The following is a 13,252-nucleotide window of genomic DNA, read 5'->3' on the forward strand; positions in this document are numbered from 1 at the left end:
TGCTATTAAGCAATTGACCAAGATGTGATAGTCGCCATACATTTTCGTATGACCATCAACAACACCGATATTGGCTGGGAGCTGTATCGCACCTTTTTGGGCGTACTGGAAGAGGGCTCGCTGTCCGGTGCAGCGCGCTCCATGGGAATTGCCCAGCCCACCGTGGGGCGGCATGTCGACGCACTGGAAACAGCATTGGGCGTGACGCTGTTTACCCGTTCGCAAACGGGGCTACTACCCACCGAGGCGGCGCTAGCGCTGCAGCCGTTTGCCCTGACCATGTACAGCGCTGCCGCTGCGCTGAAGCGCGCGGCCGAAAGCCAAGGCTCAGGTATCCAAGGCACAGTGCGAGTTACGGCCAGCGAGGTGATAGGGCAAGAGGTATTACCACCTATCCTGGCGAAACTGCAGGACACACACCCGGACCTGACGGTAGAACTGGTGCTGACCAACAGGGTGCAGGACCTCCTGCAGCGCGAAGCCGACATCGCCGTGCGCATGACACAGCCCAGACAGGAGCAACTAATTGCCCGATGCGTTGGAGTGATGCCACTTGGCTTTCATGCGCACAAACGCTATCTGGACAAGCACGGGACTCCCAGCTCTCTGGCTGATCTGGCTCAGCACGCGCTGATTGGCTTTGATGAAGAGACGCCGTTCGTGCGTGCCGCACGCAAGGCATTCCCAATCTGGAACCGCGAAAACTTTGCGGTGCGTACCGACAACGACATGGCACAGATTGCGCTGATCCGAGCTGGCTGCGGTATTGGCGTGTGCCAAATGCATATAGCGGCGCGCGACCTGAATCTGGTGAACATATTGCCTGGCAGCATTCCGCTGAGCCTGGAGACCTGGCTCACCATGCACGAAGATCTGCGCAATAACCCGAGCTGCAAGGTGACATTTGATGCACTGTTGAAGGGGCTACAAGACTACGTGACTCCCTAGCAAGTCGACATCGATCTGACCAGATGAGGTTGCTTGCCAATGACTGAAGAACCTGACTTAGTTGACGGTGTGAGAAAAGAGCCTTGGCGTCTACCAAGGCTCTTTTTCATACTTCCGGCGCTTTTACTACGCAGGCAGGGCGACCAGTGGGTTTCCGTACATAGGGTCATCCTTTTTTGAGGCCAGTGCCTTTTCAAGGTTGATGCCCAGGGCCTTGGCTACGCCTGCACCGTATGCAGGGTCTGCGGCGTGGCAATTGCGGATGTGACGGAACTTGATGAACTCTGGAGCGTCGCCCATGGCTCTGCCGGTGTTGCCAAAAAGCGCTTCCTTCTGACCGTCGTTCATTAGACGGAACAACTTGCCAGGTTGCTCGAAGTAGTTGTGGTCATCTTTGTCGTAGCTCCAGTGGGCTGCATTGCCGGTGAGCTTGAGCGGCGGCTCCGAGAACTGCGGCTGGCCCTGCCATTGGCCAAAGCTGTTGGGTTCGTAGTGCGGCAAAGCACCATAGTTGCCATCGACCCGCCCCTGACCATCGCGGTGGTTGCTGTGCACTGGGCAGCGAGCCTGATTGACAGGGATCTGGTGGTAATTTACGCCCAGTCGATAGCGCTGAGCATCGGCGTAGTTGAAAAGGCGTGCTTGCAGCATACGGTCCGGACTGACACCGATACCAGGTACCAGATTGCTAGGGGAAAAGGCCACCTGTTCAACGTCGGCGAAAAAGTTCTCGGAGTTTTTGTTCAGCTCGAACTCACCAACTTCGATGAGCGGATAGTCGCCCTTGTACCAGACCTTGGTCAGATCGAACGGATGCAAGGCGTACTTCTCCGCATCAGCCTCTGGCATGACCTGAATAAACATCGTCCACTTGGGATATTCGCCACGTTCGATGGCTTCATACAGATCGCGCTGATGGCTTTCACGATCCTGGGCGACCAATTCGCCGGCCTCTGCATCGGTAAGGTTCTTGATGCCCTGCTGGGTCCGGAAATGCATCTTGACCCAGAAACGCTCGCCGGCCTGGTTCCAGAGGCTGTAGGTGTGCGAGCTGAAACCGTGCATATGACGGTAGCTGGCAGGGATGCCGCGATCGCTCATGACGACAGTGACTTGGTGCAGAGCTTCGGGCAGAAGCGTCCAGTAATCCCAATTGTTGGTGGCGCTGCGCAAGTTTGTGCGAGGGTCGCGTTTGACGGCCTTATTCAGATCAGGGAACTGGCGAGGATCGCGGATGAAGAACACCGGAGTGTTATTGCCCACCATGTCCCAGTTTCCCTCTTCGGTATAGAACTTCAGAGCAAAACCACGGATATCGCGCTCGGCATCGGCCGCACCGCGCTCCCCAGCTACCGTAGTGAAGCGGGCAAACATCTCCGTCTTCTTTCCTACCTCGCTGAAAATCTTAGCGCGGGTGTACTTGGTGATGTCGTGCGTGACCGTGAATGTGCCGAAGGCACCCGATCCCTTGGCGTGCATGCGGCGCTCTGGGATGACCTCGCGCACAAAACCGGCCAGCTTTTCATTCAGCCAGACATCCTGAGCCAATAAGGGGCCGCGAGGACCTGCAGTGAGGCTGTCGCGGTTAGTGACCACGGGGGCGCCGAAGTCAGTAGTCATGTGGGTTACGGGGCACTTTTTGGTGTCGTCGCTCATGAATTTCTCCTAATTGGTTGTGGGGCCATCAACAACTATAGACTAGGTGTTTGATCGCAAGTTTTGATGGTGCAATATTTTACCTTGAATAGAAGGAAGCACTATGGGCCAGATTCTGCACGGAAGTGCCACAACGACAAAGGTTGTCCGTCGATCAATACAAAATAGTCAACGCTTTCTGCGCGCCATGAAATCAACCTGAAAACGATAGTGAGGTGGAAGAAACGGACCCCGATCACAGGTCGGCCTATAGGGTCGCATGACTGCTTAGGGTCGATAGCGCCCTCCTGCATGTCATGCCTCGCAGGTGCAGACTTGCACTGCTGCTAGGTAAAAGCCGTCGCGCGCCTTAGCGTGCTATTTTTCCCGTTTTCTGAGACGACCCCTAGATAGCGATATGCCAAGGCGTCCATAATGTCCAGGTCAGCGGTGATTCGCTTGCGATCTGCCGGTATATCCGGATCTATGATGTTTCCATCTATGCTGGCATGTGCAACGGCACAGCGCCCTGAATCGTATAGATGCTGGCTAACATTTACGTTCTGTGCCTGCAGTTCATTGATGCGCGCCAGAGCACGCCCTTCATTGATCTCATCCAGATTTTGGTTGATCCAGGCAACTCGTTGCTGAGAGGTATCGAACTGGCTTTCCAGTACTTTAAAGAAAGACAGAAATGAATAAGGCTCATGCACTCTTTCGAGCCGTCTTCCCTCACGAAAGAAGGCAAGCGCCTTGCGTATCCTCTCATCCTCAATAATGGGCATGTGATTACAACTGAATGCCTTGTTCCCGGCTTGCAAGAGCGTCGCGACGGTATCAGGACCAGCGCCAAAGCGATTCATATGCGTGCCCCACATCCGTCCCGTAATATCTACATAGCCTCTCTTGAAAAATCCCAAGATGGATGTAAAGCGATACAAGCGGGAGAGTGCTTCATCGAACTGCTGTTGGTTTGCAGCTGGTGTACTAATTGCCGGAGCAATCATATGCCCCCCTTCCTGCCGTGTTCCATGAAGTATGTACTCCATACCGTCGTACTCGACCAACACATCTTCCTGAGGCCATGCAATAGAAGAAGCCACACTAACAGTAGCCCAGCCTATGCGGTTGCCGGTTTTCTCCCGGACGTCGGCCCCAAAAAAATGTGGAACATAAGGGGTCTTCATATCAGCATGCCAATCTTTCAAAGAGATAGTGAAATGCCAAAAATGGCGGGGCTAGCCGGAGAAGATGAGTCTCTGTGCGAACAGATTTACCCAAATCGATAGAAGAGTGTTTATTTTTAGCTGTGACACCAGCAAGCTGATATTGCCTGCTGCGCGTCGTCACAATGAAAATATTGCTGCGTTTTAAACTACTCAAATCAGCTCCTCTCCGACTAGTGGGCTATCTAGTCCATCCCAGCCAGATAAAACCGGCCCAGGAGACTGGGGATCACAGCGAGCCAGCAAATCTCCTAACGTAGAACGTTTTTTAAGCTTTGCCTGCGTAACAACTACTGGCAAAGCATCAATCAATTTCTTAGCGTCACGTTTTTGATTTCTTGTTTTCTTGGGCATGATGGATCTGCGTCGATTGGGCAATAATAGCTCGCTGCATATCTGCAACTCTAGTTAAAGCTCGTTTAGTAACTTCTTCATATATGCCCTCCTTTTTCAGGAAAGCATCAAAATCACTGCCCTGATGGGGGTTCTTTGTGCCGGCCATTGATAGTCACCCCTTCTTCAGCATTTCTATAATGCGAAGCAATAATTTCTGATGCTCTACGGGCTGTTGCTGAGCATCCCAGACTTCACGGACATCTACGCCTAAAGCCTCTGCAACCATTAGTGCGCCTTTAGCTTGGAACAGTGTCAATAACCCTTCGGTAAGCGCTCCAAGCTCACCCTCCTCTTCTAATGCATCAAGGTATCCCTTAAAGTCCTCTTTGTCAGTGATATATTCTGCAGGGTTAAAATCTCTAAGAGATGCCACATTGATTTTTTCGGTCATAAGCCCATCCTTATTAAATGCTTTGTGAAAAGCGTTGATATTATCAACGCGCCTTGAGAGAGATTATTGGTATGGCCGCAGGATGACCTCGCACGCACTGGATTTCAAGACTTTCCAATGCTTACGTCTTTCACCAACCAATATGCTTAATGCAAAAAAAAGCATGACGTTCAGCAAAAGGCCCGTTGTTACCGCGAAGAATGATGGCGTATAAATGTTCACGGTTAAGACAACTGCAGACAAGCCTAAAATAGCCGAAGAATAAGCAGCATCGTTGAACCCGCAGATGTGTTTCGTATGCCTATACCAGCGGAATACTCCCGCAAGACCTCCCCTTCGATATACCCAGAAATGGCTCACGATTATCCATAAGGCACATGAAAAAACCACAGCAGAGACCACATAGTTCAAACAGCTGTCGAGAAAAATTCCAAATTCTTGTATCGCTTGCAACATGTCGTACTCCTCACTTTTTCATGATGTCATCACGTTTTTTAGCCATCGCTTTAATGCGTTCAACATTGGATTGACTCGACGTCATAGGTTTGGCTTCCCCTCCAGAGGATGGCCCCCATCCATTTTGCATATTCATGGCTGCCTTCTGCCTATATGCTGGATTGAGGGCTGTATTACCCCTCGCAATATGAGATGCACGACTCGCATACTCTTGCTGACCGGTGACGGCATTTGTTCGAGAAGACTGACCGTTGAGGTATCTCATTGCTGAAGTGGCTGGGTAGCCTGCCATGCGGGCTGCAGCCATGATGGGATTGCTTACGGCTAGCGCCACGCCACCGGCCAACTCGGAGGCAAGTGATCCTGCGCTCCAGATTAACAATCCACATACAACAACAGCAATGAGCAACTCCCAGGCAAAGGCCAGTGGTTGGGCTGCGTCGGTATAACCTGCCGCGACCCCACTGAAGATATCTAAAGCAAAGCCCAGCACCATGGAGATAACAAGGATGTAGACAATTCGGTTGAGAACCGTCGTTATAAATGCATCGAAAATTTTGCGGGTAGCTGGGAACATGGCGCAAGCAATGGCGATCTGGCCAAAGGCCAGTGCAATAGCAAGATTTGCTTTTGCAATCATGATTGATCCAGCCGCCATAGTAGTTAGGATGACGGTTCCGCCATAGATAATCAGCGAACCCACTGCCCAGCCATAAAAGGTCTCTAACCCCGTAATGGAGGTCTCATGGGAAAACTCCGTTGCCAAATCTAACCCTCTTTGCAATGCAGCATCAGCCGCTTTGTATGGGGTGGTTTCAAGCCCGGAGACCGCACTTAAAAGTGCATTTTGAAGCGCGTCAAAATCGTTCAGGATTTCGACCTGGTATATCGATGAGCCAAAAGCAATGGCTGCAAGAAAAGTGATTGCGCCACATCGCTCGACAACATTAATAAATGGCGCCTGCAGCCTTCCAGAGATGGTCTGGAAGCCCATGATGGTGAGCCAGACTAGGATGCCACTTGAAACATATGGAAAAATGGCCAGCGCTAATGCGGCCGAATGCTGACTTGCATAATGCTGGGTTGCACTTTCAAGTGTTGCCCCAAGCACTTCAAAAATATTGGTCATGATCTGCTCCTATACCAAAAATGGTATTTACTTGCCTGGTTGCCGAATGGTGAAATCAAAGTGCGTCCCCACAGGCTTCAATGCATCCAATTGGGGAATAAAGTGCAGCTCTTCAGCAGACAGATCCTTGCAAGCAACTCGCCGAGACACGCCTTTGGGCGAGGCACATGCCATGATTCTTTTCTCAGTAGCATTCAGCTGACTACAAGCGGCTATCTGTTTATTTCCATCCTTGCCAAATGCACATGTAGCGATCTTGTCCACATCCACCTGATCGACTATGGGCTCCTTACCGCAAGCGCTCAAAACCACTGCAGCCAAGATGGCAATATATAAATTCAGTTTCATTTCGTACTCCCTGCTCGAATTTTGGGATGCAACATCACGACCAGCTGATCTACCCCTGGCACCATCCTCATAAACTCGACAAAGGACTCACCTTTGAATAACGCAGGGGCCGAATCACCATCCATCACATAAACGGATCGTTTTTTATTTTTTGCGACAAGCCGCACTCCCAATTGGGTTTGTATGCCAATCAATTCCACCCCGACAGGCGCGCCATCCCTCATCAAGTCATTGATAGTTATTAATCTCATCTGTCCACTCCCTTGTCTTTTTGCTTGTTATTGATCTGCGCTCGCAATTGCTGCTCCAAACGTTCGCCTACGCTCTCAACTGGAGGCAGGGCCTCGACAAATGCCTTTACCTCTTTAGACAGTTGGCCTTCTCCTTGGCCCTGCAGGGCATGGCCAATAGCGTTCCAGCTGGCCACCACGAATTGCCGAGTGCGTAGAATTTGAGGACGAAGCGGATTAGTGATAGGGCTACCATTCCGGATGAATGCAGTGGCAGCCTGTGTCAAAGCTTCGCGATAGTGAGACTTGAAACCTCTTTTTTCGAGATGCACCACCGCCTGTTTTCTGGAGCGTTTGGTTACACCTCTCACAGGACGCCTGGTTGCATTCGCCTCAATACCATTTGCGCGAAGTCTATCTGCGAATATCTCTCTCCATCGCTGAAGATCAGCTTTGCGAGGATTAAGCCTTACACCATCTTTACCCATTGCTTTAACGCATAAATGCACGTGAGGGTGCTTTTCATCATCATGCGTAGCAAATACATAACTGTAATTTAACCTAAATTCCTGATGAGCAAATTCTCGTGCAGCTAGAGTTACAGCTGCTCGATCCGTTCCAGGTGGCATGGAGAGAATAACGCTGTAAGCCTGCTTGGAAGTATCTTCGACGATCGGATAGCCGCCGTAGCGCCATTGATCCTGTAGGTCCTTCAGCTCGTCTTTCCCGGTCCAAATAGCGCCGTCTTCCGATTCAAGCGTCAGTTGCCCATTACGCGAGATATACTCAAGATGCGCTTTGATATGTGCCATGCCTTTCGGCCCTCCACTTATTTTGACCATTACTTCAACGGCTCTACGGACTGTGAAAACAAGCTTTCTCTGGATGTAATGGACGTCCCTCTTGGCGGGCTGATGCTTGGGCAACCGAAAAACGCCTGTCATGGTCCTCCGTGGCATTTGTTTTATCGGCCTCACAGTCTCATAGAAGAGACGGTCACCAATTTCTTTAAGCACGCCATCAATCACTACTGGATGATCAATACTGGCCATGTTATTTAACCTTCCAGCGTTGAAAATTAGCCTGGATAAGCATGGCAACAGAACGTGTATGGTCCTTGATATGGCTGCTGATATCACTCATCAGGTCAACCCTAGCAAGGTCAGTCTCCAAGGGATTGCGATTTATTGCCCGAGCAATTTGATTGAGGTTAGAACCAATTTTCATTAGCTGGGCAGTTGATTCCGTTACTGCATCTAGCTCATATTGGTGAAACTGTGGGGCTTGCGTCAGGTGGCTCCGCAATAAATTAGCCACGTACCGATTAACATTGGCCCCCGTTACCTCGGCCAATACCTTGGTCGCTTCATATTCGCTGGCACTCAACCTTAGTTCCAGCCGGACTTTAGAGGTATCCGGAGTGTTGACGATTTCTTGAAAATTTTGTGGGCGGATATTTTTACTGAGAAGATAAACAACGACCTCTTTCAATGCCGTTGATGACCGTACATTTTGAGACTTGCAGTGGGCATCCCACTGCGAGCGTAAGGCGTTTCCCAAATAAACCGATAGCACTGGAGAGGTCATTTTGCGTCCCTCCTTAGCGCGGCCCTCATGGCTTCCCGCTCCTTACGCCTCGGCTCACACCGCGCTTCGGTAGAAGGTTTCTTCTTGAGGTTTTGTTTTGATTTTGCCTGCTCGGCTATCCGCTGCTCACGCTTTGATTGCACTTCTAAAGCAAGGTTTGGAGTAAATTTTCCTTGATGATAACTATTCAGCAGTCCTTTTAAGACCGAAATCGGCGTTACCTTAATACGTTTTCTAAGCGCTATGCCAGACAGCTCATCCAGCAACAGCTGAGCAAGCTCTAAATCAAGACCATTCAGCATGAGTAGAGCTTGCGATCGGATAGCCTCTGGAAAACTATAAAAAAATTCGAGCTCAGAAAGGGAGGTGGGTTTGGTAGCTTGTTGTAGTGGTAGTTTAATAAACTCTGTATTGAGTGGATTTGTTATATCTATATCGGGGCTTTTTTCATCGATGGATGAGCCATCGATGGCTTTTCCATCCATGGCCTCCCCCCCGGTGGATTTATGATCTTCCTGGAAGCTTTCACCCTCATTCGGTTCATTAGCTTTTAAAGCGGAAGTCGGAAATACCGTGAAATGCCAATCCCATGTCCCGTTCAAGTTTCGAGATTGGCTGCGCTTGATATATCCAGCGTCTATTAGCTCTTTGAAAAGGCGTTTTCTTAAATCAGGCCCCACGTGAAGAATCTCTCTTTCGAGCGGCCCGATCCGAATTTCCCAATCATTGGGCAGAGATAACATTCTTACCAACCCGCCTAGAGCGCTAAGAGACAGCCTGGAGTCTTGCAATGTCTCGCGAGCCAATAACTCAAACCCTGTGTCAAATTTGGCCAATTTCACGATACTCATGATTGGCTCCTTAAGCTTCTGTGCATTTTTTCTTTTTTACTTGGTCTTCCAGGACGCTTTGCTACGTACGAATTGGAAGCAGCCTCTTGAAACTCTCCTGTCTCGATGAAGCGAGCTATATCTACGATGGAGCAACCGAGCTTTCCACCTAAATCGATGGTGCGGACAGGAAATCGGCCCCGCGCACGGGCGGTATATGCAGTTCTAATGTTATTAAATTTCAGAAGCCTTGCCGCTTCATCAAAGGTTAATGCGGGGCCATACAGAGATAGCAGCTCACTGAGAAGGGAGGTATTGCTTGTTTTGAGGGTCATACTGACCTCCTAATTTTTGGTTTTAGGACAACTCAGCCCGTGCGGGCTCCAAAAAAAGAGGCGCTGCTTAAGACCGGAAGGACAAGGGAAGTGAGGGGATAGGCTTTAGGACGCCGAGAGGAATGGAGAATCTAAGTAAAACCGTGCTATTTGAAAATAAGTCAAATAGCCTGGCGGGTAGATTCATCACAAAAAGAAATACTTGGGACAAATGCATTACTGCAGCTGAGATGATGCGTTGATAATGCCCGGTAATCAAAGCGTCGAGGTCAAAAACTGGTAAGCGAACATCAGTAGCTAAAAAAGCTAAGGAAAAGCCCACCAGACATATTCCAAGACCTTGGATAAGAAGAGAAATATTGCTCTGCTGCATGAATGCAGAGAGCCCTAAAATTGAAATGCCGATCATAAACACAACGAGATAAGGCATCATCCAACTGTTCTGTTCAAGCCGCTCTTTGATTATCTCGCGATGATTAGAGATCACTGCACGCAAAGAGCCCCCAAAGGTTGGCAGGAGCCGTTTGCCCTGGTCGCCTCTTTTTGTAGGTAATCTCAGCATACTTGGATTCAAGGTTGTAGATTCGTAATGGTTGATAGCTTTTGTTGAGGAAACAATACATCAAAGGACGATGCGATGCAATCCCACACATACCCCACACAGTAATTGAAAAATCATGAAGACTGGTGAAGATTCAAGAAGCCTAATGAGGACTTAAATTATTGATATATATGGTGCCCGGAGCCGGGGTCGAACCGGCACACCATTACTGGCGAGAGATTTTAAGTCTCTTGTGTCTACCAATTTCACCATCCGGGCAGAAGCGAGACGCTAGGGATGCGGACCAGGGGTCCGACGGGCGAAGGGCGCTATTCTACCATCCATAGAGACTGAATTGCCACTTTAACTAAGCGCATTCTCCACCTTCAGGCTGAGTGCCGGACAGGCATCTGGTTCAGAAGCTCAGCGCGAGATGGTAGTGAACAGGATGTGATTGAGAACCGCCAGATGCTGAAAACCCGACAATGTTGTCGGGTTTTCATGGGCTTGCTTCTGAATTACTTGCTGGTTTCTTTGGTAATCAACCAACGGTTATTGGTTTTTTCCAGTGTCAGATACTTCATCGTATCGTCGCTGTATTTACCAGATGCATAGTGCTGCATGAAAGAAACAGTGGCCTGGGCGGTACCATCCATGCTGACTTTCAAGTCTTTCAGTTCCACCACAATCGGCGTAGGCGCAGCAAGGCGTTGCTTGCGTTGCTGCAGCCAGGCGGCACGGGTGCCCTTTTCAGGGACAAAGCTGTCGGCATAGAAGCCAATGTAGCGGTTGTAATCCTTGGCTTGCCAGGCAGATGCCCAGTCGTTAACCGTGGATTTCACCAGGTCAGTCTCGCCAAATTTCACTTCTACTGGTTTGACAGGTTCGGTGTTGAGCGGACGCGCCTTGGCGAGCAGAGCCACCTTGTCGATCTTGAGCACCTCTGGCGCTACGGCCTGGCAAGTCGCATAGGTGTTGTAATCGGTGGGGGTCAACTCAGGCACATCGGCGCGAGTCACGTTCAGCTTTTTCAGGAGCTCGCCCTGGCTGGCGTATGTGCGGGCATACGCGTTATACAGATCGCGCTCGGTATTGGTGTAGGTGCGGCGAGCCTGGAAGTATTCGTTTTCGGTATCCAGCAAGTCGAGCAGCGTACGTTGACCGATATCGAACTGGCGGCGGTAGGCTTCACGTGCTTTTTCAATCGAGAGCTGATGCTGGTCGCGGAAATCAAGCTGGCCTTTGAGCTGGCTGATATCGTTGTAGGCAATCACCAGTTGCTGACGGGTATCCACACAGGCCTTGTCGCGCAGGTCTTGCGAGGTGTTCAGCTTTTCAACGGATTGGCTAATCAGCGATTTGTCAGTGAGGCCGTTGAACAGGTTGAATGTCAGCGTCAATTCCAGGTAGTCGGCAGCGGCGGTGCTGTTACGGCCGTCGGAGCTCACATCCAGGCTCTTTTTGCCTTGCAGGTCCAGCCGTGGGCTGTAGCGCGCCTTCTTGGTTTTGACTTCGTCTTCGGTGGCGATGATGTTTTCAATCGAGGCCAGCAAATCGGGGTTCTGGTTATAAGCCAGTTTCAATGCATCAGATGGGCTTTGCTCCACCCCTGCCTTGAAGTAATCCACATCGGACAGCGTATCGGCAGGCAAATCGCCTACCAGACGCTGGAAGCGGGCTGTCACATCGTGCAGGTTGGTGGTTTCGGTCAGCAGATTGGCTTCCGCCAGCGCCAGACGGCCGTTGGCTTGTTCCAGATCCACGCGGCGACCAACACCAGCGCCCACGCGTTCTTCAATCTTGTCGAACAGCTGCTTGTGCACGATGTAGTTGTCTTCTGCGTAGGAAACCAGCTGGCGATAGCGCAATACATCGTTATAGGCTTTGACGGTTTCCAGCGCGGTGTTCTGCATGGAGCTCAGAAGCTCGTAATAGCGCACGCGGGCGGCATGGCCCAGGCGGCTGACTTCATTGCTGGTTGCAAAACCATCAAACAACATCTGCTTCAGCACCAGTTGGGTCTGACGATCAGGAATGTTGGTGTTGTTGGTATTGGAGAAGACTTTTTCCTGGGTGCGGATACTGCTGATCAAATCTACCTTGGGAAAGAAACCACCGCGCGCTGCGTTCTGTTCTTGCTCAGCGGCCTTGTAGTTATGGTATCGGCTCTGCACTTCCGGATTGTTCGTCACGGCACTTTCGACGATTTCCTGCAGAGTAGTTGCTGGTGCTGCCATCCCTGGAGTCGCTGCGGCAATAGCAGCCGCAACAACCATACTTTTATAGATTGCTTTCATTCACTTCACCCCGGCTTGTAATTTAGTTATATTTTATGTCCTCAATAATACCTTATCTTTCATCGATAAGTTATTATGGATATGAGGTTTTTCCGGGTGCATGAATTTAAAATTTAAATCACGCACCGAATTTACAATAAAGAAGTGTACGCAATTGTCGTGCCAAACCTTGTAGGTTAGAGTCATCATCGCTCATTCGCTAACATCTCGTGCAAATCGCAAATGCCTGTGGGTGCTCTGCACGATAGCGGGCTTGTTGCTGGGGATATGGATTCAAGGAATTCAGGCGGCCACGGATTTCAGCAAGCTGCGCACGCTGGCCGAGCAGCGCTATGGCGACCGGGCTAAAAACACCATCATTGAGCTGGAGGCCTTGCTCAATAGCCTGCGAGACGCCCCGGATCAGGAAAAGCTGGAGAAGATCAATCTCTTCGTCAATGACAAAATCCGGCGCTTTGATGACGACATCAATATCTGGGGGCAATCCGACTACTGGGCTACGCCATTGGAATCCCTCGGCCGTGAGGCTGGCGACTGCGAGGATTACAGCATTGCCAAATATGTGTTTTTGCGCGAGCTGGGTATCCCCAACGAAAAACTGCGGCTCACCTATGTACGAGCCAAGATAGGCGGCCCCAACAGCCGCATTTCACAGGCGCACATGATTTTGAGCTACTACCCCACGCCAAATGCAGAGCCACTGATTCTGGATAACCTCATCATTTCCATCCGCCCGGCCTCGCGTCGGCCGGATCTGGTACCAATTTTCAGTTTTAACAGCGAAGGGTTGTGGACGGGCACATCCACCACACCAAGTAGCGACTCGTTGAGCCACTTGTCACGCTGGCGCAACGTCCTCGCAAGAATGCAAGCCGATGGTATTGAATAAAAGATTAGGTCAAG

General features: G+C 50.4%; 17 protein-coding genes, 1 tRNA gene and 1 pseudogene. 3 read left to right on the forward strand and 16 right to left on the reverse strand.

The window, feature by feature from the left end; translation table 11 throughout:
* Positions 1 to 48: 48 nt before the first annotated feature.
* Entirely contained in the window at positions 49 to 948 is a 900-nt protein-coding gene (locus tag LG203_RS05725; protein ID WP_060784212.1) for a LysR family transcriptional regulator, read from the forward strand.
* A gap of 126 nt (positions 949 to 1,074) precedes the next feature.
* Here LG203_RS05725 and LG203_RS05730 read toward each other — a convergent pair whose 3' ends face one another.
* Positions 1,075 to 2,568, reverse strand: a complete 1,494-nt coding sequence (locus LG203_RS05730) for a catalase (RefSeq protein ID WP_328486572.1) — start codon at positions 2,566 to 2,568, stop codon at positions 1,075 to 1,077.
* A gap of 139 nt (positions 2,569 to 2,707) precedes the next feature.
* On the opposite strand from LG203_RS05730, the pseudogene LG203_RS14520 reads away from it, so the two are divergent.
* A pseudogene (locus LG203_RS14520) lies at positions 2,708 to 2,859 on the forward strand (IS481 family transposase); the annotation flags it as partial.
* A 71-nt stretch (positions 2,860 to 2,930) separates the two neighbouring features.
* Here LG203_RS14520 and mauJ read toward each other — a convergent pair.
* From mauJ to LG203_RS05810, 15 genes are all read right to left on the reverse strand, one after another.
* Positions 2,931 to 3,770, reverse strand: a complete 840-nt coding sequence (gene mauJ / locus LG203_RS05740) for a methylamine utilization protein MauJ (protein ID WP_230344887.1) — start codon at positions 3,768 to 3,770, stop codon at positions 2,931 to 2,933.
* A gap of 192 nt (positions 3,771 to 3,962) precedes the next feature.
* Positions 3,963 to 4,163, reverse strand: a complete 201-nt coding sequence (locus LG203_RS05745) for a hypothetical protein (RefSeq protein WP_230344888.1) — start codon at positions 4,161 to 4,163, stop codon at positions 3,963 to 3,965.
* Positions 4,132 to 4,311, reverse strand: a complete 180-nt coding sequence (locus tag LG203_RS05750) for a hypothetical protein (RefSeq protein WP_230344889.1) — start codon at positions 4,309 to 4,311, stop codon at positions 4,132 to 4,134. Before LG203_RS05750 ends, LG203_RS05745 begins: the two co-directional genes overlap by 32 nt.
* A 6-nt stretch (positions 4,312 to 4,317) precedes the next feature.
* A complete protein-coding gene (locus LG203_RS05755; protein WP_230344890.1) occupies positions 4,318 to 4,596 on the reverse strand; it encodes a helix-turn-helix domain-containing protein in 279 nt (92 codons plus the stop codon).
* 63 nt (positions 4,597 to 4,659) lie between these two features.
* Positions 4,660 to 5,052 carry a hypothetical protein gene (locus LG203_RS05760; protein ID WP_230344891.1) on the reverse strand — a complete coding sequence of 131 codons (393 nt, stop codon included), beginning with the start codon at positions 5,050 to 5,052 and terminating at the stop codon, positions 4,660 to 4,662.
* A gap of 10 nt (positions 5,053 to 5,062) precedes the next feature.
* Positions 5,063 to 6,181 (reverse strand): type IV secretion system protein, encoded by a 1,119-nt coding sequence (locus LG203_RS05765; protein WP_230344892.1) that lies wholly within the window; start codon positions 6,179 to 6,181, stop codon positions 5,063 to 5,065.
* A 27-nt stretch (positions 6,182 to 6,208) separates the two neighbouring features.
* Entirely contained in the window at positions 6,209 to 6,529 is a 321-nt protein-coding gene (locus tag LG203_RS05770; RefSeq protein ID WP_230344893.1) for a hypothetical protein, read from the reverse strand.
* Positions 6,526 to 6,780, reverse strand: coding sequence for a hypothetical protein (locus tag LG203_RS05775; protein WP_230344894.1), 255 nt, complete (start codon positions 6,778 to 6,780; stop codon positions 6,526 to 6,528). The genes LG203_RS05770 and LG203_RS05775 overlap by 4 nt, the downstream gene beginning before the upstream one ends.
* On the reverse strand, positions 6,777 to 7,811 hold the full coding sequence (locus LG203_RS05780) for a relaxase/mobilization nuclease domain-containing protein (RefSeq protein WP_230344895.1): 1,035 nt from the start codon (positions 7,809 to 7,811) through the stop codon (positions 6,777 to 6,779). Before LG203_RS05780 ends, LG203_RS05775 begins: the two co-directional genes overlap by 4 nt.
* Before the next feature lies 1 nt (position 7,812).
* The gene (mobC, locus tag LG203_RS05785; RefSeq protein ID WP_230344896.1) at positions 7,813 to 8,346 is read right to left on the reverse strand and encodes a plasmid mobilization relaxosome protein MobC; all 534 of its coding nucleotides are present in this window, start codon (positions 8,344 to 8,346) and stop codon (positions 7,813 to 7,815) included.
* Positions 8,343 to 9,197 (reverse strand): hypothetical protein, encoded by an 855-nt coding sequence (locus LG203_RS05790; RefSeq protein ID WP_230344897.1) that lies wholly within the window; start codon positions 9,195 to 9,197, stop codon positions 8,343 to 8,345. The genes mobC and LG203_RS05790 overlap by 4 nt, the downstream gene beginning before the upstream one ends.
* Positions 9,194 to 9,511 (reverse strand): hypothetical protein, encoded by a 318-nt coding sequence (locus LG203_RS05795; protein ID WP_230344898.1) that lies wholly within the window; start codon positions 9,509 to 9,511, stop codon positions 9,194 to 9,196. Before LG203_RS05795 ends, LG203_RS05790 begins: the two co-directional genes overlap by 4 nt.
* Positions 9,512 to 9,578: 67 nt before the next feature.
* Positions 9,579 to 10,073, reverse strand: a complete 495-nt coding sequence (locus LG203_RS05800) for a hypothetical protein (protein WP_230344899.1) — start codon at positions 10,071 to 10,073, stop codon at positions 9,579 to 9,581.
* A gap of 171 nt (positions 10,074 to 10,244) precedes the next feature.
* Positions 10,245 to 10,331, reverse strand: a tRNA-Leu gene (locus tag LG203_RS05805).
* A gap of 239 nt (positions 10,332 to 10,570) precedes the next feature.
* Complete coding sequence (locus tag LG203_RS05810) at positions 10,571 to 12,289, reverse strand: TolC family outer membrane protein (protein WP_230344900.1); 1,719 nt, start codon at positions 12,287 to 12,289, stop codon at positions 10,571 to 10,573.
* 316 nt (positions 12,290 to 12,605) lie between these two features.
* Here LG203_RS05810 and LG203_RS05815 point away from each other — a divergent pair, with 316 nt between their 5' ends.
* The gene (locus tag LG203_RS05815; RefSeq protein WP_328486580.1) at positions 12,606 to 13,238 is read left to right on the forward strand and encodes a transglutaminase-like cysteine peptidase; all 633 of its coding nucleotides are present in this window, start codon (positions 12,606 to 12,608) and stop codon (positions 13,236 to 13,238) included.
* Positions 13,239 to 13,252 lie beyond the last annotated feature (14 nt).

The organism is Methylovorus mays (assembly GCF_020531915.1).
GTDB lineage: Bacteria > Pseudomonadota > Gammaproteobacteria > Burkholderiales > Methylophilaceae > Methylovorus > Methylovorus mays.

Bases quoted from the DNA above. Each gene is read 5' to 3' on its own strand.
- LG203_RS05765 (WP_230344892.1), bottom strand. From the start codon at position 6,181: ATGACCAATATTTTTGAAGTGCTTGGGGCAACACTTGAAAGTGCAACC.
- LG203_RS05800 (WP_230344899.1), bottom strand. From the start codon at position 10,073: ATGCTGAGATTACCTACAAAAAGAGGCGACCAGGGCAAACGGCTCCTG.
- LG203_RS05780 (WP_230344895.1), bottom strand. From the start codon at position 7,811: ATGGCCAGTATTGATCATCCAGTAGTGATTGATGGCGTGCTTAAAGAA.
- LG203_RS05775 (WP_230344894.1), bottom strand. From the start codon at position 6,780: ATGAGATTAATAACTATCAATGACTTGATGAGGGATGGCGCGCCTGTC.
- mobC (WP_230344896.1), bottom strand. From the start codon at position 8,346: ATGACCTCTCCAGTGCTATCGGTTTATTTGGGAAACGCCTTACGCTCG.
- LG203_RS05770 (WP_230344893.1), bottom strand. From the start codon at position 6,529: ATGAAACTGAATTTATATATTGCCATCTTGGCTGCAGTGGTTTTGAGC.
- LG203_RS05760 (WP_230344891.1), bottom strand. From the start codon at position 5,052: ATGTTGCAAGCGATACAAGAATTTGGAATTTTTCTCGACAGCTGTTTG.
- LG203_RS05730 (WP_328486572.1), bottom strand. From the start codon at position 2,568: ATGACTACTGACTTCGGCGCCCCCGTGGTCACTAACCGCGACAGCCTC.
- LG203_RS05790 (WP_230344897.1), bottom strand. From the start codon at position 9,197: ATGAGTATCGTGAAATTGGCCAAATTTGACACAGGGTTTGAGTTATTG.
- LG203_RS05810 (WP_230344900.1), bottom strand. From the start codon at position 12,289: ATGGCAGCACCAGCAACTACTCTGCAGGAAATCGTCGAAAGTGCCGTG.
- LG203_RS05725 (WP_060784212.1), top strand. From the start codon at position 49: ATGACCATCAACAACACCGATATTGGCTGGGAGCTGTATCGCACCTTT.
- LG203_RS05745 (WP_230344888.1), bottom strand. From the start codon at position 4,163: ATGCCCAAGAAAACAAGAAATCAAAAACGTGACGCTAAGAAATTGATT.
- mauJ (WP_230344887.1), bottom strand. From the start codon at position 3,770: ATGAAGACCCCTTATGTTCCACATTTTTTTGGGGCCGACGTCCGGGAG.
- LG203_RS05750 (WP_230344889.1), bottom strand. From the start codon at position 4,311: ATGGCCGGCACAAAGAACCCCCATCAGGGCAGTGATTTTGATGCTTTC.
- LG203_RS05795 (WP_230344898.1), bottom strand. From the start codon at position 9,511: ATGACCCTCAAAACAAGCAATACCTCCCTTCTCAGTGAGCTGCTATCT.
- LG203_RS05755 (WP_230344890.1), bottom strand. From the start codon at position 4,596: ATGACCGAAAAAATCAATGTGGCATCTCTTAGAGATTTTAACCCTGCA.